The 17882-nt window shown below is 57.6% G+C and carries 17 protein-coding genes and 1 tRNA gene; 11 read left to right on the top strand and 7 right to left on the bottom strand.

Going from position 1 to position 17882, the window contains the following annotated elements; genetic code table 11:
- Positions 1-20 precede the first annotated feature (20 nt).
- The gene (locus ACR2R1_RS15495) at positions 21-1607 is read right to left on the bottom strand and encodes a glucan biosynthesis protein (protein ID WP_077730942.1); all 1587 of its coding nucleotides are present in this window, start codon (positions 1605-1607) and stop codon (positions 21-23) included.
- A gap of 681 nt (positions 1608-2288) precedes the next feature.
- Here ACR2R1_RS15495 and ACR2R1_RS15490 point away from each other — a divergent pair.
- The 5 genes from ACR2R1_RS15490 (at position 2289) to ACR2R1_RS15470 (ending at position 8090) form a co-directional block, all read left to right on the top strand.
- Positions 2289-3788, top strand: a complete 1500-nt coding sequence (locus tag ACR2R1_RS15490) for a DUF4118 domain-containing protein (protein ID WP_434110818.1) — start codon at positions 2289-2291, stop codon at positions 3786-3788.
- Entirely contained in the window at positions 3785-4489 is a 705-nt protein-coding gene (locus tag ACR2R1_RS15485; RefSeq protein WP_434110816.1) for a response regulator, read from the top strand. The genes ACR2R1_RS15490 and ACR2R1_RS15485 overlap by 4 nt, the downstream gene beginning before the upstream one ends.
- Positions 4490-4707: 218 nt before the next feature.
- A complete protein-coding gene (nhaD, locus tag ACR2R1_RS15480; RefSeq protein ID WP_077730945.1) occupies positions 4708-6135 on the top strand; it encodes a sodium:proton antiporter NhaD in 1428 nt (475 codons plus the stop codon).
- Positions 6136-6409: 274 nt separating this feature from the next.
- Entirely contained in the window at positions 6410-7867 is a 1458-nt protein-coding gene (locus tag ACR2R1_RS15475; protein ID WP_077730946.1) for a TrkH family potassium uptake protein, read from the top strand.
- Between the two features lie 16 nt (positions 7868-7883).
- A complete protein-coding gene (locus ACR2R1_RS15470; protein ID WP_434114249.1) occupies positions 7884-8090 on the top strand; it encodes a hypothetical protein in 207 nt (68 codons plus the stop codon).
- Here the strand turns inward: ACR2R1_RS15470 and ACR2R1_RS15465 are convergent.
- Together ACR2R1_RS15465 and ACR2R1_RS15460 are read right to left on the bottom strand one after the other, a co-directional pair.
- Positions 8050-8125: transfer RNA gene (locus ACR2R1_RS15465), tRNA-Glu, on the bottom strand. The genes ACR2R1_RS15470 and ACR2R1_RS15465 overlap by 41 nt on opposite strands.
- 186 nt (positions 8126-8311) lie before the next feature.
- Positions 8312-9337 (bottom strand): isocitrate/isopropylmalate dehydrogenase family protein, encoded by a 1026-nt coding sequence (locus tag ACR2R1_RS15460; RefSeq protein ID WP_077730947.1) that lies wholly within the window; start codon positions 9335-9337, stop codon positions 8312-8314.
- A gap of 162 nt (positions 9338-9499) precedes the next feature.
- On the opposite strand from ACR2R1_RS15460, the gene grxD reads away from it, so the two are divergent.
- Positions 9500-9835, top strand: a complete 336-nt coding sequence (grxD, locus tag ACR2R1_RS15455; RefSeq protein ID WP_077730948.1) for a Grx4 family monothiol glutaredoxin — start codon at positions 9500-9502, stop codon at positions 9833-9835.
- Here grxD and rnt read toward each other — a convergent pair.
- The gene (rnt, locus tag ACR2R1_RS15450; RefSeq protein WP_077730949.1) at positions 9824-10474 is read right to left on the bottom strand and encodes a ribonuclease T; all 651 of its coding nucleotides are present in this window, start codon (positions 10472-10474) and stop codon (positions 9824-9826) included. The two genes, grxD and rnt, sit on opposite strands and share 12 nt — an antisense overlap.
- 151 nt (positions 10475-10625) lie before the next feature.
- Between rnt and ACR2R1_RS15445 the strand changes: the two genes are divergently transcribed.
- Both ACR2R1_RS15445 and ACR2R1_RS15440 read left to right on the top strand, forming a co-directional pair.
- Entirely contained in the window at positions 10626-11432 is an 807-nt protein-coding gene (locus tag ACR2R1_RS15445) for an MlaA family lipoprotein (RefSeq protein WP_434110812.1), read from the top strand.
- A gap of 146 nt (positions 11433-11578) precedes the next feature.
- Entirely contained in the window at positions 11579-12724 is a 1146-nt protein-coding gene (locus ACR2R1_RS15440) for an IS701 family transposase (RefSeq protein ID WP_434110624.1), read from the top strand.
- A 406-nt stretch (positions 12725-13130) separates the two neighbouring features.
- On the opposite strand, the gene ACR2R1_RS15435 is transcribed toward ACR2R1_RS15440, so the two are convergent.
- The 3 genes from ACR2R1_RS15435 to ACR2R1_RS15425 form a co-directional block, all read right to left on the bottom strand.
- Positions 13131-14291 carry an alkaline phosphatase family protein gene (locus ACR2R1_RS15435; protein WP_434110810.1) on the bottom strand — a complete coding sequence of 387 codons (1161 nt, stop codon included), beginning with the start codon at positions 14289-14291 and terminating at the stop codon, positions 13131-13133.
- A gap of 85 nt (positions 14292-14376) precedes the next feature.
- Positions 14377-14787, bottom strand: a complete 411-nt coding sequence (locus ACR2R1_RS15430) for an EamA family transporter (protein WP_086133008.1) — start codon at positions 14785-14787, stop codon at positions 14377-14379.
- Positions 14784-15656, bottom strand: coding sequence for an aldo/keto reductase (locus ACR2R1_RS15425; RefSeq protein ID WP_434110808.1), 873 nt, complete (start codon positions 15654-15656; stop codon positions 14784-14786). Before ACR2R1_RS15425 ends, ACR2R1_RS15430 begins: the two co-directional genes overlap by 4 nt.
- Before the next feature lie 200 nt (positions 15657-15856).
- On the opposite strand from ACR2R1_RS15425, the gene minC reads away from it, so the two are divergent.
- Genes minC through minE form a run of 3 tightly spaced genes read left to right on the top strand, consistent with a single transcriptional unit; the run spans position 15857 to position 17714 of the window.
- Positions 15857-16594, top strand: a complete 738-nt coding sequence (gene minC / locus ACR2R1_RS15420; RefSeq protein ID WP_086133009.1) for a septum site-determining protein MinC — start codon at positions 15857-15859, stop codon at positions 16592-16594.
- 29 nt (positions 16595-16623) lie between these two features.
- Positions 16624-17433: a septum site-determining protein MinD gene (gene minD / locus ACR2R1_RS15415; protein WP_077730955.1), complete on the top strand. Its 810-nt coding sequence runs from the start codon at positions 16624-16626 to the stop codon at positions 17431-17433.
- Between the two features lie 2 nt (positions 17434-17435).
- Entirely contained in the window at positions 17436-17714 is a 279-nt protein-coding gene (gene minE, locus ACR2R1_RS15410; protein ID WP_077730956.1) for a cell division topological specificity factor MinE, read from the top strand.
- Positions 17715-17882 lie beyond the last annotated feature (168 nt).

Below are 17882 nucleotides of genomic sequence, written 5' to 3'. Positions count from 1 at the left end.
TGATTGAAAGCGATTTGGAATTAGGCCGGGCCCGCGCGGAACTGGTAGAGCCAGGTTTCGGTCAGCGCATCGCCGTTGCCGCGGATGTAGAGCCGGAGCTCGACAGGATCGCTGCCGGTCGGGACGAGGTCGAAGATAGCCCTCCAGCGGCGCGTGCCCGGCACCGGCTCGATGAAGGCGCCGGAGACGGTTCCGCCGGACGCGGAGACGACCGGTTCGGCCTTGACCGAATCGCCCCACAGCGGATCCAGCGCCGAGCCCGCGAATTCGACGCAAATCTTGTACACGCCCTTCGGCCGGGGTTTTCCCGGCTGACCGCCACGCCCGATCCGGGTCGCCACGCAGCGGGCCACCTGCGCCGGGTGGGGCTCGTCCCCCAGCCAGTGCAGCCGATAGCGCAGCCGGTAGGAATTGCCGGCACGCGCCGGTCCGTCCGGCCGCCAGTAAGCCACGATGTTGTCGTGGATTTCGTCGTCCGTAGGCAGTTCCACCAATTGGACGGCGCCGGGGCCCCAGTCGTCCAGCGGCTCCACCCACAGGCTGGGCCGCCGTTCGTAGTTGACGCCGTCGAGATAGTTTTCGTACACCCGGTCGCGCTGCATCAGGCCGAAACCTTTCGGCCCCTTGTCGGCGAAGCTGGAGGTCACGGCGAAGGGCTGATTGATCAACGGACGCCAGAGCCGTTCGCCGTTGCCGTTCCAGATCGCGAGACCGTCGGAATCGTGGACTTCCGGGCGCCAGTCCTCGCGTTGGCGTTTCTCCTTTTCGCTGAACCAATACATGGAGGTCAATGGGGCCAGTCCCAACCGGGTGATGTCCTTGCGCAGGAAAAGAACCACCTCGACGTCCTGTATCACGCCCTCGGTACGCCGGATCGAAAAATGATAAGCACCGGTAAGGCTGGGGCTATTCAGCAGAGCGTAAACCGAGACCGGCTGGTCCTCTTTCCGAGCGCCCTCGATGAAAAATTCGGTGAAATCCGGAAATTCTTCAGGCGTGGGTTCGGCGGAGTCCACGATAACGCCGCGGGCGGACAGTCCGTACTGGCCCAAGGCGCCGATGGCCCGAAAATATGAGGCGCCGAGAAAGGCTATCCAGTCTTGGGTTCGCCAGTCCTTGCGCTTCCGAGATTCCTGCAGGCGAAAACCTGCAAAGCCCGTATCTTCAGGCAGCTTGCGGGCGATGCTGTCCTTGGGCATCGAAAAATACTTGGGTCTGTACAAGATTTCCCGCGCCACTCCGTGCTCCAGAACGTGCATCTTGACCGACTTCTGGAAGAACTGGCCCACGTGAAAAAAAGTAGCCGGATAGAGGGACGGCCCATTCGCGAACAAAGCATAATCGGGACGGTAACGGATATTCCCCCAAGCATCGTAATCGATCTGCTGAACGACTTTGGGCAGGGGTTTGGGTGGTGATTCATAGGGCGCCTTGGCCATGGCAGCAGCCCGCTCGATCAGCGCCTCAAAGGAAAAGAGCTGACCAGGGCCCAAACGAAGCCCTTCGGACGCAGGCGGGACAGCCCGAGCCACGTTGAAAAGCGTTCCCCCTAAGGCTACTAAGGAAGCGGATTTCAAGAATCCGCGCCGACTCAACTTCTGATTCATTGGATTGTAATTCTGTAACTGGTACTAATGACTTAGCGTTTCAATAACGAACGCCGATGAAATCGTATGAAACCGGCATTGTCTTGGCAATTCCGAGAAGTGCCCGGCTCTTGCCCCGAACGCGATTCCTAATTCCATTCGGCATTCGAGTGAACATGAAACGTAGGGTGGGTTAGCGGAGCGTAACCCACCGATTCGAGGTCGCTCGGCGGGTTACGGCCTTGGTTCCGAGGTAACGCCGCGGCCCCGATAGGCCAGAGTACGCTTGGAGGCAGCGCGGTAGGTCAATCGCCGGGGGAGCGGTTTGATATCGATCACGGTGGAGGGCGATGGCTGACATCTCGATTGCTTTCTGTTTTGAAATAAATATGCCACTCATTATTGACGCAAAATTTACACCATCTTTAGATCCGAAAACCTAGAGTGAACGGCGCAGACCCGGCGGAACAGTACCTCGGCTACGCATGCTTCGAGAGAGCTTTAGCAAGGATATCGGCACCCTAGGACTAGTCCAAAGACGCGATTGAGGCCGGCCGAAGTCACGAATACGGCGAGTTCGCCTCGGTCAATTCCGGCCTTTTAGAGCAGCCAAAGCGCATGGTATCCGCCACGAGCACCTCATCCCACGCCCCTACTTCCTTGCATAGGCCCTACCGCCGAGCGGTTGGATATTTCTGGGGGTTGGCGGCTCCCACGCTTTGCACGTTGATCAATTGGCCGCTGCGCGGTCAGATCAGCCCAGCGAACATCCTGATGATTTACTTGCTGGGCGTGTTTTTCGTGGCTATCCGGTTCGGACGCGGCCCCTCCATCCTGGCCTCTCTTCAGAGCGCCGGGACTTTCGCCTTTTTCGTTGCCCCTCCGATTTTTTCCTTCGCCGTCTCCGATACGGAGCATCTGATCGGCCTTGCCGTCATGCTGATCGTTGCGGTCGTGACCAGCAGCCTGATGGATGCGCTTCGATCGCAGGCCGCCGTGGCGGCGCAGGGGGAACAGCGCGCCTCGACGCTGTACCGGCTGAGCAAGGAACTGGCCGGTACGCGCCAGGAGGCGGACGTGATCGCAGCCGGCATCAAACATATCTACTCCGAATTTGGGCTCCCGAACACCCTGCTCGTTCCGGACGGCCAAGCCCGGCTGCACTGTCCGGAAGGCGATCTTTGGCCGCCAGGCATGCCGGATCTGGATCTTGCCCTTGCACAACAGGCTTTTGACCAGGGGCAACCGCAGCCGCCCGGCGGCGGCACCGACACAAATTCTGTAGGGACCTCGCTCTACTGGCCCTTGGTCGGCTCCGAAGGCGTCCTCGGCGTATGGGTGATGGCGCTCCCGGCCCACCGAAGGCTTTCGCCGGAAGAACGGACGCTCCTGGATCTCTTTCTCCATCAAATCGTTCAATCTCTGGAGCGGGTTCGGGCTGCCGAACAAGCTCGCTGCACGGCCATCCGAATAGAGGCGGAAACCCTGAGGAATTCGCTGCTGAGCGCCATTTCCCACGATCTCCGCACCCCGCTTTCGACGATCGTCGGCGCCTCGGGAACGCTGGTCGAAGGCGACGAACACCTGGATGCCGAGCACCGCCAAAAGCTGATCCGAGCGATCCATGAGGACGCGAAGCGAATGTCCGATCTCACGCATAAGATCCTGGACATGGCCCGGCTCGAAGCCGGGAAGGTTGCTCTGAATCGACAGTGGTACGCCCTTGAGGAAATCATCGGCAGCGCCCTGCGCCGGATGCGAAAACAGCTTGAAGACCGACCGGTCACGGTCGAACTGGATAACGGATTGACGCTGGTCCATGTCGACGCGGTTTTGATGCAGCAAGTCTTGGTCAACCTTCTCGAGAATGCCGTCAAATATACGCCGGAAGCGAGCTCCATCGAGATTACCGCAGAACTGTCCCCGAAATTGCTGACCCTCTTCATAGCCGACCGGGGTCCCGGCATTCCGGAAAAATTCGAGCACCAGATCTTCGACAAGTTCTTCCGCGTTTACCCGGAAGCGCCTCAGGGCGGCGCCGGACTCGGCTTGGCCATCTGCCGGGCCATCATCAGCGCACACGGCGGCGACATTCGCGTCGAGCCCCAGGCCGGCGGAGGATCCGTCTTCCGCTTGGAACTGCCGCTCACGGAAACACCGCCGGACATCGAGCTGGAAAACGAGGCTTTATCGCGGTCATGACGGAAACCCGCCCCGTCATATTGGTCATCGAGGACGATCCGCACTTGCGGATGTTCTTGAGCACATGTCTGAGCGGCCAGGACGGTTGGTCGGTGATCACGGCCGAGACCGGGACCGAGGGTTTGGCTTCGGCGCGAAGCGTCAAACCGGCACTCGTGATCCTCGATCTTGGACTGCCGGACATGGATGGCGTGGAGGTGGTGGATCGGTTACGGAAACGCACTGGAGTCCCTCTGATCATCCTGTCGGCCCGAAATCACGAAAACGACATCACCCAGGCCCTCGATGCCGGCGCGGACGATTACCTGACCAAACCCTTCAGTACGGCGGAACTCGTGGCGCGTATCCGGGCATTGCTGCGGCGCGCCTCGCAGCGTTCGTGGGGACCGCCGCGAGATGTGTTTCAAGTCGGCGACCTAAAGGTCGAACTGACCCGGCGGAAAGTTTCTCTCGAAGACCGCGAGATCCATCTCACGCCGATCGAGTATCGCCTACTGACCGCCCTGATCAGTCAAGCGGGAAGTGTCGTCACCCACAGACAGCTGCTGAACGAGGTCTGGGGTCCGGGCCATACCGAGCACAGCCATTACGTCCGGATTTACATGGGCCAGTTGCGACACAAGATCGAGGCCGATCCCGCCAGACCCCGCTATCTCCTGACGGAACCCGGTGTGGGATACCGTCTGTGCGACGACGAATGATCGAAGACCCACGAGCGCGTGCATTGATGCAGCCAAGCAATGACCGGCGGCGCTCGCCTTTGCATGATCAGGTCTGCATTGCCTTTTCGTTCAACATTAAACAGCGGAATGCCATCCATGCTTCACGTCTTAATAACGAGACAAGCGGGCAGCCGTCATCAGCGGCTGATCGGTCAAGAAACACGGCTACATCGTACTCACCAACAAGCCGATCAATCATGAATAAGAAATGGCTGATGATCGTGCTTGCCGCCTTACCGGTCCCGGCCCTGAGCGCCGAGGGCAGCCTACCGCCGCCGCTGGATCTGACCCATCATGCCGTCGGCTATCTGGCCGTCGCGATCTTCCTCGGAGCTTATGCGCTGGCCATGATCGAGGAGGTCACGGAACTGCGCAAATCGAAGCCGATGGTTCTTGCCGCCAGCCTCATCTGGGTCTTGATTGCTGCCGTATACGTCCGGGACGGCCTTGGCGAGCAGGCCGAGCAAGCATTCCGCACTGGGTTGGAGGGGTACGCGGAGCTATTCCTGTTCATACTGGTTTCGATGACCTACCTCAACGCCATGGAAGATCGGGGGGTGTTCGAATCCCTGCGTATCTGGCTGCTGCGCAAGGGCTTCAGCTATCGGCAGCTGTTTTGGATCACCGGATGCCTGTCCTTCTTGCTGTCCTCGGTGTGCAACAATCTCACCACCGCCCTTTTGATGGGCACCGTGATCATGGCGATGGGGCGGGATAACCGCCGCTTCATCGGCGTGGCCTGCGTCAACGTGGTGGTTGCCACCAATGCCGGCGGCTCCTTCAGTCCGTTCGGCGATATCACGACCCTCCTGGTCTGGCAAAAAGGGGTCGTGCCGTTCATCGAGTTCTATTCGTTGCTGGTCCCCTCCATCGTCAATTTTGTCCTGCCGGCAGCCATCATGTACTTCTGGGTTCCCAAGGAAAAGCCGGCACCCGCTCTGGAGGCTTTCGCCCTGCGGCGCGGGGCGAAAACGATTATTCTGTTGTTTCTGTTGACCATCGTCACCGCCGTCTGTTTCGAGAACTTCCTGAGTCTCCCGCCGGCCGCCGGCATGTTGGCGGGGCTCACCTATCTGAAATTCTTCAGCTATTACCTGCAGAAGACTGCGGCGCCACGCGGCAATTCGGGCGAAGTCGCCGATACCGATGCCATGGAAATCCCCTACGACCTGGAGGAACGGCATCATTTCGACGTATTCCACAACGTCTCGCGATTGGAATGGGACACGCTGCTGTTCTTCTACGGCGTCATGGTCAGCGTCGGGGGTTTGAGCTTCATCGGCTATTTGAACTACGCCTCGCAGTTCCTTTATACCGATCTCGACCCCACCATCGCCAACGTGCTGGTGGGCATCATCTCCGCCTTCATCGATAACGGCACCATCATGTTCGCCGTGCTGACGATGATGCCCGATATCTCACAGGGGCAATGGTTATTGGTGACGCTGACGGCGGGTGTCGGGGGAAGCCTGCTCGCCATCGGCTCGGCGGCGGGTGTGGGACTTCTCGGTCAAGCCAAAGGCTTCTATACCTTCAGCACACACCTGAAATGGGTTCCGGCCATTGCGCTCGGGTATGCCGGCAGCATAGTCGCGCATTTCGTGATCAATGCCCGGTATTTTTAGCGCGCCGGGTAAGTTCTGGAATGGCTATCGTCTCAAAGAAAATGGGATAGTGATCGCTTACGGACGGAAATTCCGATGCCTTTTATTCTGCGCATACAGAAATCTTATTAATCAGGCCCGTAAATACCCTCCTGGTATTTCGGGCCGCCGCCCAGGCCGGTACACGCCCGGCCTGGGCTCACGCGGCTTGTCGCCGCGCCGGGGCATCCCTGCCCCGGATTAACCCGGCCTATATTTATAGGCCGGGTTAATAAGAACAAAAAAGCATTTCAGCATGATTCAATTTCTGTCACTGGCCCGGGTTTTCGGGCTGATGCTAATGGTCTTCAGCATGACCTACATCTTGCCTATTTTGACGTCGCTCATTTATCGGGATGGGACGGAACTGCTTTTCATCGAGGACATGCTGCTCACCTTGGGTGCGGGTTTGCTACTTTGGATACTGACCCGCCAATTCGATAGGGAGTTGAAGGCCAAACAGGGCTTTATGCTGGTGGTGCTCGCCTGGACGGGAATGGCCGCCTTTGCAACTTTTCCACTCATGTCGTATCTGAAGAACCTGTCGTTTACCGACGCCTACTTCGAAACGATGTCCGGACTTTCGACTACCGGCGCCACGACTCTGACCGGATTGGATCGGCTGCCGCCCGCCATCAATTTATGGCGGCATGAACTCAACTGGTTGGGCGGCATGGGAATCATCGTCTTGGCGGTGGCGATTCTCCCGGTGCTCGGTGTCGGTGGCCGCCAGCTGTTTATGGCCGAAACGCCCGGCCCCATGAAAGACAGCCAGCTCACGCCGCGCATTACCGAGACGGCCAAGAATCTCTGGCTGGTTTACGGCAGCATCACCGTGGCCTGCATTTTTGCCTTGAAATGGGCAGGGATGACGTGGCTGGACGCTGTCTGCCATGCATTTGCAACCTTGTCGCTCGGCGGGTTCTCCACCTACGACGCCGGTGTCGGCCACTTCAATTCGCCCGCAATCGAGGCGGTTTTGATCGTTTTCATGCTGCTGGCGGGGATGAACTTCGCCACGCATTTTCTGGCGCTCCGCGGCAGGAGCCTGATGCCGTACAAGCATGATGTCGAGTTGCTACCTTATCTGGTGCTTGTGGTGGGCAGTTGCGTGGCAATTGGGCTTTATCTGTGGCTTCAGGGCACTTATGCGGATTTTCCGACCGCCCTTCGCCACGCGAGCTTCAGCTTGGTGTCCATCGGCACCGACTGCGGGTTTGTCACCGCCGATTTCAACGAGTGGCCGATTTTTGCGCCGCTGTGGATGTTCTTCGTGAGTTGCGTTGCCGTCTGCACCGGATCCACCGGCGGCGGCATCAAGATGATGCGGACCCTGATTCTCGTCAAACAAAGCCAGCTCCAGATGTTCCTGCTGACTCACCCCACTTCGGTCAACCCGCTCAAACTCGGCAATATGGTCATTCAGTCACCGATCGTCCTGTCGGTGCTCGGATTTATTTTTGTCTATTTCATGAGCGTCGTGGTCCTTACCTTATTGCTCGTAATCAGTGGACTCGATTTCCTGTCATCGTTCTCCGCCGTGCTCGCCAGCATCAACAATGCGGGTCCCGGATTGGGGGAAGTGGGACCCGCCACGAACTACGGCGGATTGACCGACTTTCAAACGTGGATCTGCACCTTGGCCATGTTTCTTGGCCGCATCGAGGTGTTCACGGCGCTGATCCTGTTCACGCCGGCCTACTGGCGCAAATGAGCGTCACTCCAGAGGTTTGACGCGCTGGATGCAGCGCGATGTGGCCGCGGCACGAAAAGCGCTCCGGCAACTGCTCAAGGAACCGATTCGGTGTATTCCGGTGGAACGGAAAGGCAAGAAAGTATTGCGGGCGGAAGGACAAACGACCGTCGGGACCTTGCTGTCCCAAGGTTATATAAACTTGGCGTCCCCAAGGGGGTTCGAACCCCTGTTGCCGCCGTGAGAGGGCGGAGTCCTGGGCCGCTAGACGATGGGGACGTAGCGGAAGGCCTAATAGATTAGCGCGAGACGTCCGATTGATCAAATCCAATTTTTCCTATTCGCGCCTTGGCGAACAAGGTCCGTCTGCGTTTGGCCCCATGTAAGTCGGTCATGGGGCCAATCTTGAGATACTGTGTGGGCTGCCTGGCAGCAGAAAACTTCTACATGAACGGTGCTTTCCGATCAGCCTTGCTCGATGAGCTCGCGGATTATGGCATCGGCCATATGTTGTGTTCCGTAGGGCGAATTCGCGTTTAGGTCGGGCGTCACGATTCTGCCGTCGCGGATGACCTTACGGACGGCTTGTTCGATTTTCCGGGCAGCGTCGAGCTCCCCGATATGTTCGAGCATCATGGCGCCCGCCAGGATCATGGCCGTCGGATTGGCAATGCCCTTGTCGGCAATATCCGGCGCGCTGCCGTGCACGGCCTCGAATAAAGCGGCATCGGTGCCGATGTTCGCGCCTGCGGTCAATCCCAACCCGCCGATGAGACCTGCCGCCAAGTCGGACAGAATATCCCCGAATAAGTTGGTGGTAACGATCACATCGAACACTTCCGGCCTCATGACCAGTTGCATCGAGCAGGCGTCGACGATCTTGTCTTCGAACTCGATCTCCGGATAAGCCTTGGCGACTTCCCGACCGATTTCCAAAAACAGCCCGGAGGTACACTTCAAAATGTTGGCTTTGTGCACCAGCGTCACTTTTTTGCGCTGGGTTTTGCGCGCATATTGAAAGGCGTATTCGATGATCCGTTCGGAGCCTTTCTTGGTAACGATCGCGATGCTTTCTGCTCCCAGTTTTTCCGCATCGACCTTGATGAAATGCTCGATACCGGCGTAGAGGCCTTCCGTATTCTCGCGAACCGTCACCAGGTTTACATTTTGAAACGGTGTGCTGGTGCCTTCGAAAGAAATGGCCGGACGAACATTCGCATACAAGTTGAATGTCTGTCGCAAGGTTACGTTGACGCTTCGGTAACCCCCGCCGACCGGCGTGGTCAGCGGGCCTTTGAAGCAAATTCGATTGTTCCGGATTGATTCGATGGTCGCATCGGGCAATGGATCGGCATGTTTTTCGACAGCCGCCATGCCGGCTAATTGCCGATCCCAGTGGATTCTTACGCCGGTCGCTTCGATCACGCTGACCGCGGCATCGACGATGGAAGGTCCGATACCGTCACCGGGAATGAGGGTAATCTGATGCATGCAGAGAATTCCTTATTTATTTTGAGTGATGAAATTGTCGCTTTAGCGGATTATCCAACAGTAAACGACAAAGTTTAAGCATCAGAGTCGGCCTTCCGAGCGCCGATCATTTCTGATAGATTCACTAAGGTATTTTATCCACTTTAATTTGAGACAGCCGGTATGGACGTTACAGAACGCATCAAGAAACAACTCGCCGAGAATCCGGTGATCCTTTACATGAAGGGGTCTCCCGATTTTCCTCAGTGCGGCTTTTCGGGACGGGCAGTGCAAATTTTGGAACGCTGCGGCGTCGAGTACGCTTACGTGAACATCTTCGAAGATCCCGAGCTGAGAGAGGGGCTGAAGGTATTTTCTCAATGGCCGACGTTTCCGCAGCTTTACATTAACGGCGAGCTGGTCGGCGGAAGCGATATCATGTTGGAGCTGTTCGAAAGCGGCGAGTTGCAGAAGCGGCTGAGCGAAGCGGCTCCTACTTCGGTGGATTCATCCGAGTAAATCCTCCGGGCTGCCTTTTTCAATCGTTACCAGGTCTTTCCAGCGATTTACGATCGTACAGAACAGGCGAGCGGTTTGCTCGGCGTCATAAATCGCGGAATGCGCTTGGTCGTTGTTCCACTCGAATCCCGCCGCTTGCACCGCCTTCGCCAGCACGGTTTGGCCGTAAACCAGACCGCTTAAAGTAGCGGTATCGAAAGTGCTGAAAGGATGAAAAGGATTCCGCTTGATCCCGCACCGCGCCACTGCCGCGTTCAAAAAACCGATGTCGAAGGCGGGATTGTGCCCGACCAGGATCGCCCGAGTACACTCGGTGCGCCGGACGGCGGCGCGAATGGGCTGGAAGATCTTCGAGAGAGCTTCCTTTTCATCCACCGCGAATCGAAACGGGTGATAGGGATCGATCTTGTTGAAACTCAAGGCAGCCGGATCCATGCGAGCACCTGGAAACGGCTTGATATGAGTGGAATGGGTCTCACAGATCTGGAGATGGCCGTTGCCGTTCATCTCGGGAATAACCACGGCAATTTCCAGCAAAGCATGTTCCGAAGGGCTTAGACCCGAGGTTTCGACGTCGACGACGACAGGCAAATAGCCGCGGAAGCGGCGCGCCAAACTGGCGAGATGATGATCAGGCATTATTCGATCGCATTTTTTTCTCGACTAGGTTCGCTAAGCTCATTATATTTTCCCGTCAACTCGAATTTAAGTTCACGGTAGCTCGAAGCTTCGCCCTGGATATGCTAATTTTAGAGAAAGCCTGATCGACTTCGGGAAAGGAACAAAAAAAATGAAAACAACTCGCCAGTTACGCCCTTCATTGCCGGTCTTCGGACTCGCGCTTATCGTGAGTCTTGCCGGCTGCGCGACCGCCACCAAGCATGATCCACGTGACCCTTGGGAAGGGTGGAACCGCGGCGTTCAGAAATTTAACGATACTCTGGACGATTATGTCATGAAGCCCGTCAGTCAGGGCTATCAATATATCACGCCGTCGTTCGTCGATAAGGGTATCACCAACTTCTTCAGCAATGTGGACGACATTGGCGTAATCGCCAACGACCTATTGCAATTCAAGCTTCTCCAAACCGGGCAAGACACCGGCCGATTCCTGGTCAATACGGTTCTGGGTGTGGGCGGATTCATCGATGTCGCCTCCAAGCTCGATCTACCGAAACACAACGAAGATACCGATCAGACCTTGGGCGCCTGGGGCATTCCGTCGGGTCCTTATCTGGTTCTGCCGTTCATCGGACCGAGCACGCCCCGCGGTGCCCTCGGCTTGGCCGGAGACACCGCCGCCAACCCCATCAACTGGATCACTCCGGCCGCGATTCCCTATGGAACGGGCACTCTGAAAACGGTCGACATGCGCGCCGACCTGCTGAGCGCCACCAAAATCGTTGACGAGGCCTCGGTCGACCGTTACGAGTTTATTCGTAACGCTTACTTTCAGCAGCGCAATTACCTGATCCATGACGGCAACCCTCCTCTGGAGGATGAGTTCGAGCAGGAAATGGACCTTGAATTGGAAGGCTTGAGCCCAACCAACGGAGATACCGAAAAGAAGGAAAAACCGGAAAACGAACAGCTTTAGCCCGTTTTCCGAATCGGTGTAAGGGATTGCCGACCTACGTTCTCCCCTCCTGGCACGAATCCGTACACCGGGATGGAAAACGCTCTAATACTACAGCCGCATTTATTTAGGTCTAACAAGCATGGTAATCGACTGAGGAGACTGCCATGCAAGACTCGATACGACAGTGGGACGCGGAGCTGACCGCACTGCATGCGCGGATTGGCTCGCGTTTTCGGCGGGCGGAACCGCGGCAACGCGCGTTGGGGTATCTGCGTGGGCTGTTAAGTCCGGTCGCGCGCAAGAACGGCTGGCAGCTGGCGGAGCACTTGGGGGAGCGGACCCCGGATGGCGTCCAGCGGCTGTTGAATGGCGCTGAGTGGGATGCCGATCGGGTACGGGATGACCTGAGGGCTTACGTGGTGGAGCGGTTGGCCGATCCAGAGGCGGTGTTAGTGGTGGACGAGACGGGTTTTTTGAAGAAAGGCACGCACTCGGTCGGAGTCAAGCGCCAATACAGTGGCACGGCCGGCCGCATCGAGAACAGCCAGGTCGGCGTTTTTCTCGCTTATGCCAGTGTGCACGGGGCGGCTTTTCTCGATCGGGCACTGTACCTGCCCAAGGAGTGGGCCGCCGCCCCCCATCGCCGCGCCGAGGCGCACGTGCCTGAAGGGGTGACGTTTCGCACCAAGCCTGGGTTAGCGTTGGAGATGATCGAACGCGCGTTGGACGCCGGTGTGCCGTGCCGCTGGGTGACCGGTGATGAGGTGTATGGGGGCGATCGGCGGCTGCGGTTTTGGCTGGAGCAACGGCGCCAGCCGTTTGTGCTGGGGGTGGCCTGTAACGTGCCGTTGTGGCGTGATGGTCCGGTGTATCGGCCGGCGCAGGAACTCGCCGCCGAACTACCCGCTTCGGCGTGGCAGCGGCACTCGGCCGGAGACGGTGCCAAGGGGCCACGGGAGTACGACTGGGCGTGGCAGCCTTTGTGGCGGTGGCAACCGACCGCTGAGGAGCGGGCCTGGGGCCATTGGCTGGTGGTGCGCCGGAGTCTTGAGGATCCGAGCAAGCTGGCGTATTACGTAGCGTTTGCCCCGCGGGAGGGCACGACGCTGGAGACCCTGATTCAGGTCGCCGGGCGACGGTGGACCATTGAAGTGGGCTTCGAGAGGGCCAAGCAGGACTGTGGGTTGGACGAGTATGAGGGACGGACGTGGGACGCCTGGCATCGGCATATCACCTTGGCGCTGCTGGCCCAGGCGTTCTTGGTGGCTATGAGCACCCAAGCGAAAAAAGGGGCACTGAGGCCGGCTTGATCCCATTTACTGCCCCGGAAGTCCGCCGCTTGCTGGTCCACGTGCTCTGGACCCGGCGTCCCGAGGCGGCGCATGTGCTGGCCTGGTCACTCTGGCGGCGCCGTCATCAGTGGCGCGCCAGGCAGTGCCATTACCGACGCCGCTGTCGTGGTCGTCCACCATAACTGCGACTGTAGTACTAAGCGCTGCGTCAGAAGACGCATAAACCGGCACCGGACGTTCCCGTGCCGGTTTTTTTCTTTGCACGCCTACCTTGGAATCCCTTCGCATCGTGATAGACAAAGCTTCGACTCTTCGGGTCGAAGTGCGATCTCCGAGGCCGCATCTAACCGAGTGTCCGCATAGCCCGAGCGCTCGGAATCACCGCATGAATTCGCCCGAGCCTACTCGTACGCAGCCTTCCCGCCTAAGCCGCCGCCACGATAAGCGGGACGAACATCTCCTCCGGGCTCATGCCGCCGTGGACACCGATCTGCCGATATGGGCGTTCGCCAGGGAGCCAATCCTTTATCACGTAATTCTCCTTCATGATCAGCATGTAATCGCCTATGCGTTCGGTCAACCGCGGGTGAGGCGTGCCTGAACCGAAACAGCCGGAAGCGAGAAGATCCCGACTGAGATGCAATTCGAGATAAGCGGTCAAGTTATCTTGTACATAACGTTCGAAGCGTTGCGCCTCTCCCGATTTCACATAGCAATATGCAGCCCGTCTTTCACCGCATAAAGGTAATATCAGGCATTCATTCAGCTCCGAATGATCGTCCAGCTCGATGACACGCTCGGGGCTGGTATCGATTTGACCGTGGTCCGCCGCGACGATGAGCAGCGTATCGCTTCCCGCAATGTTTCCGAAAAACGCCTCGAAGGCGCTGTCCAGTTCAGCCAGATGCTGTTCCGCCTCCGGGCTTGCCGATCCATTCTCATGGCCGATATGGTCGAGCTCAGACCAGTAGGCATAAATGAATTTGCGATGAACATCCTTCCGGAGAGTCCGAACGATCACGCCGAAAAATTCCTCGATCGTATCGAAATCTCGCAATTCGGCTCTGCCTTGATGCGCCAAATTGAAGTCCGAATGGGCTATACGGCGCGGGGAAACGATATAGCAAGGCAGCGGAATGCGATTGAAGATCGGCACATGGCCGAAAAATTTTTCGGCTTCGATGCCGCATTTCCCCAGCGGTATCCCGCCGTATCGAGGCACACCAGGCAATACCGACAGTACGGCACCCAATTCCTTGAAATACATGTGCCATCCGGTCAAACCGTGCTGTTGCGGCGCCAGTCCGGTCAAGAAGCTCGTTATGGCCGTCGCGGTAGTGGACGGAAAGACCGATGTCATGCGTCCGCGGAGATGTTGCCGCAAGAAACTGCCGCAGTCCTGCCTGATCAAGTATTCATAACCGAGTCCATCGACTACGATCAGAACAACATTGCGGTAAGCGCCCACCTCCGCCGATGATAGGCCGTTGAGGGGCGCATAGCCGTTCGGCTCGCCACCGAGCCCGGTAATGAGCGAGCTGAGCAGATTTACGATGCCGGCGCCTTGATAGTCCGGTAATTGCATGCGCGTTTTATTCCCTGGCAAGCATCATTGCCGGTATGGGCTACGCAACCTTAAGGCGCGTTGCGCAGAACCGACTAATCGCTCTTCAAGTGCTAACCAATACCATCGCGATCAGACCTAGTACGATCCCGATCGCTTGCTTGAGAGTAACCGACTCGTTCAAGAAAAAATAGGCCAGAACCACGGCGACGGTCGGATACAAGGCCGTAGCCGTGGAGACCAACACAACCGGGCCTTTGGTCATGGCATAAAGATAAGCGAAAGCTCCCATGGCCCCGAGGACCCCGGTGCTCAACGCCAACACCATGCCGCGCGGCTCCGTGGCCGGCTTGAAGACGAAAAGGGCCAGAACAACCAACGCTACGACGAGCCCGCCGGCAGCCTCGTAAATAATGGCGCTTTTGGGATCGATATAGCGCGTGGTGAGTTTCGGCAGAAATGCCCAAATTCCCCAGCAGATGAATGCCGTCGTCGCGGGCAAAAGCCAATGAGTCACCGAAGTTCCGGTATGTTGTCGATTGCGCGAATATCCTCCGGATCGAGGTGGACGTGCAAGGCGCGCATGCTGTCCGCGATGCTGGTCGGCTTGCTGGCTCCCGGAATGGGAATGATATGCTCGCCTTTGGCCAGCAGCCAGGCCAAGGCGATGCCGTAACGGGACGATCGGTACTTTTCGGCCAGACGTTCGAACAATTCGCTGTGACCGAGACGAACGTGACCGTAGTGTCCGCCTACCGGACTATGAGGGATATAGGTGATGCCTTTCAAACCGCAATAGTCGATCACGCCGTTGGCGAAATCCTGCTTTTCGAACGGATTGCAACGGTTCTGGACGGAAACGATAGGCGCGTGATCGAGAGCGGCCTGGAGAATGTCCAGGCTAGTGATATTGGATAGCCCGATATGCCTGATTTTGCCTTCGTCCCGGAGCTTTATCAGCTCTTCCAGAGAAGGCAGCAAGCCGATATTGGGATCGACGGCATGAAGCTGATATAACTCGATGCAATCCGTCTTCAGGTCTTTGAGGCTTCGTTCGCAGGACTCCCGCAAAAATTTCGGGGCGCCGTCGATCACCCACTCGCCGCCCGGGCGCCTGAGACCGCCTTTGGTTGCGATGACAACCTGACCCCGTTTGCCGAGTTGGTCCAGAACTTTGGCGATGAGGCGTTCATTGTGCCCGATGTCGGAATCGTCCAGACAATAAACGTTTGCCGTATCGATAAAATTGCCGCCCTCGGCGAGAAAGGTCTCGATGACTTGAAACGCTTGTTCTTCGCTGGGCCTGCCTTGGATGGACAACGGCATGGCACCTAGCCCGACGGGCACAACCCTAATGCCGGTACCATCTATCTCTCTTTGGCTCATGAAGCTTCCCTCCTGGCTACGCGCGACGCAGCAAACTGGCGATCGTTTCGAAGATCATAGCATCGTTGGCGCGTGCCCTGCTCGCTCGATGGAACCTCAGTCGAGAAATTCGCTTTTCGCGGCTTGCGTTTACGCAAATTTTAAGGGAGTGATAGAATGCGCCCATCGCAAATTCCGCCGATGAGCCCCGCCCAATCAGGATGCCCGTCAAGTCTAACGAACAGTCGGCCCGGTCCGTTTCGCTCGAAATCAAATCGGGTTCCATTACGCTGCCGATCCTGAAGCTTTCGAACAGCGACAACGCGCTTGTCGCCCAACAGCTCAGAGACAAGATCCGGCAAGCACCGGAATTTTTCCGTAACGCCCCGGTGGTGATCGATCTCAGCGACCTTCCCAACAACGCCTATGTCGATTTCTTCGATTTGATCGACATCCTGCACGATCATCATTTGGTTCCGGTCGGCACCCGCGGCGGAAGTTCAAGGCTGCAAGCGGCGGCGCAAGACGCGAAACTGGCCATATTTCCGGAACATAAGCACGAAACCGTCGCCGGACCAGCGCCTGCGCCTTCCGCTTCGAAATCCTCATCGCGCGCGACGGCCAAGCTGCCGAGCGGAAGCAAACTGATCGAGCAGCCGGTCCGTTCCGGGCAGCGGATTTACGCCTCCGGCGCCGACCTGATCGTTCTGTCCCAAGTCAGTCCCGGGGCGGAGGTCATGGCGGACGGAAATATCCATATTTACGGCTCACTCCGCGGACGTGCATTGGCGGGGGTACAGGGAAACCTGGATGCGCGGATTTTCTGCGCGGACCTGCAAGCAGAACTGATTGCCATCGGCGGACACTACAAGATCAGCGAAAATTTGGACGAATCCATGCGCGGCAAGCCGGTGCAAATTTATCTGCGCGACAGTTCGTTAATCATCGAAAACCTGTAAACAAAGCTTTTTGAATCTGGAGAGCACGAGTGGCGAGAATTATCGTTGTGACTTCCGGAAAGGGGGGTGTTGGCAAAACGACCACCAGCGCCGCCGTTTCCATGGGATTGGCGTTGAAAGGCCACCGCACCGCTGTCATCGATTTCGACATCGGGCTGCGCAACCTGGATCTCATCATGGGGTGCGAGAGACGCGTGGTCTATGACTTCGTGAACGTCATCAATCAGGAAGCCACCTTGAATCAGGCCCTGATCCGAGACAAACGCTGCGAGAACCTTTACATTCTGCCCGCTTCGCAAACCCGCGATAAGGATGCGCTCACCCTGGATGGTGTCGAGCGAGTTCTGAACGAGTTGTCCGAAACCTTCGAATACATCGTCTGCGACTCCCCCGCCGGCATAGAACGCGGCGCGAATCTGGCGATGTATTTTGCCGACGACGCGATTGTCGTCACCAACCCGGAAGTTTCTTCGGTCCGCGACTCGGATCGCATGCTGGGCATACTCGCCAGCAAGTCCCGCCGCGCCGAACAGGGACTTGAACCGATCAAGGAATATCTCCTCTTGACCCGCTATTCCCCGCAACGGGTCAAACTGGGCGAAATGCTCAGCGTGGACGACGTACAGGAGATTCTCTCCTTGCATCTGCTCGGCGTAATACCGGAATCGAAAGCCGTGCTCAGTGCATCCAACGCGGGAACGCCGGTCATTCTCGACGACAAGAGCGATGCCGGCCAGGCATATGCCGATGTGATACGCCGGTACTTAGGCGAAAATGTCCCCCATCGCTTCCTCGAAGAGGAAAGGAAAGGCTTGTTCGGTCGGCTGTTCGGGGGTTAATTATGGGACTCTTGGATTATTTTCGAAGTTCTCGGCCGTCGAGTGCGGCTATCGCCAAAGAGCGTCTTCAGATCCTGGTGGCGCACGAACGCTCGCAGCGCTCTCAACCCGAATATCTCGCCGCCATGCAAAAGGATTTGCTGGAAGTGATCCGCAAATACGTGAACATAGACCAAAACGCCATCACGGTTTCCATGGAACAGGATGAAAACCGCGAGATTTTGGAACTCAATATCGTCCTGCCCGAAGATAACGAGCGCAAGCGAAGTCCACGGCGCTGAATGACACGCCATAATGACCCTCAGCCAAGCGTCGACGCCGCTGCCGACGAAAGCTGAATGCGCCCCGACGCGCAGCCGGGAAACCGACCTAGATAGGTACGATGTCCAGCAGACGCTCGGCTGGCTGGCGCGATAAGCCAATCGTGTAACATAAGGTAAGAAATATCC

The sequence above is a fragment of the Methylocaldum sp. GT1TLB genome, from assembly GCF_051027445.1.
Lineage (GTDB): Bacteria > Pseudomonadota > Gammaproteobacteria > Methylococcales > Methylococcaceae > Methylocaldum.
This window is presented reverse-complemented; position numbering and strand designations above follow the sequence as displayed.

Coding starts and splice junctions, on each gene's coding strand:
- minE (WP_077730956.1), top strand. CDS start 17,436: ATGGGACTCTTGGATTATTTTCGAAGTTCTCGGCCGTCGAGTGCGGCT.
- nhaD (WP_077730945.1), top strand. CDS start 4,708: ATGAATAAGAAATGGCTGATGATCGTGCTTGCCGCCTTACCGGTCCCG.
- ACR2R1_RS15460 (WP_077730947.1), bottom strand. CDS start 9,337: ATGCATCAGATTACCCTCATTCCCGGTGACGGTATCGGACCTTCCATC.
- ACR2R1_RS15485 (WP_434110816.1), top strand. CDS start 3,785: ATGACGGAAACCCGCCCCGTCATATTGGTCATCGAGGACGATCCGCAC.
- rnt (WP_077730949.1), bottom strand. CDS start 10,474: ATGCCTGATCATCATCTCGCCAGTTTGGCGCGCCGCTTCCGCGGCTAT.
- ACR2R1_RS15425 (WP_434110808.1), bottom strand. CDS start 15,656: ATGAGCCAAAGAGAGATAGATGGTACCGGCATTAGGGTTGTGCCCGTC.
- ACR2R1_RS15435 (WP_434110810.1), bottom strand. CDS start 14,291: ATGCAATTACCGGACTATCAAGGCGCCGGCATCGTAAATCTGCTCAGC.
- minC (WP_086133009.1), top strand. CDS start 15,857: ATGCCCGTCAAGTCTAACGAACAGTCGGCCCGGTCCGTTTCGCTCGAA.
- grxD (WP_077730948.1), top strand. CDS start 9,500: ATGGACGTTACAGAACGCATCAAGAAACAACTCGCCGAGAATCCGGTG.
- ACR2R1_RS15440 (WP_434110624.1), top strand. CDS start 11,579: ATGCAAGACTCGATACGACAGTGGGACGCGGAGCTGACCGCACTGCAT.
- ACR2R1_RS15475 (WP_077730946.1), top strand. CDS start 6,410: ATGATTCAATTTCTGTCACTGGCCCGGGTTTTCGGGCTGATGCTAATG.
- ACR2R1_RS15445 (WP_434110812.1), top strand. CDS start 10,626: ATGAAAACAACTCGCCAGTTACGCCCTTCATTGCCGGTCTTCGGACTC.
- ACR2R1_RS15495 (WP_077730942.1), bottom strand. CDS start 1,607: ATGAATCAGAAGTTGAGTCGGCGCGGATTCTTGAAATCCGCTTCCTTA.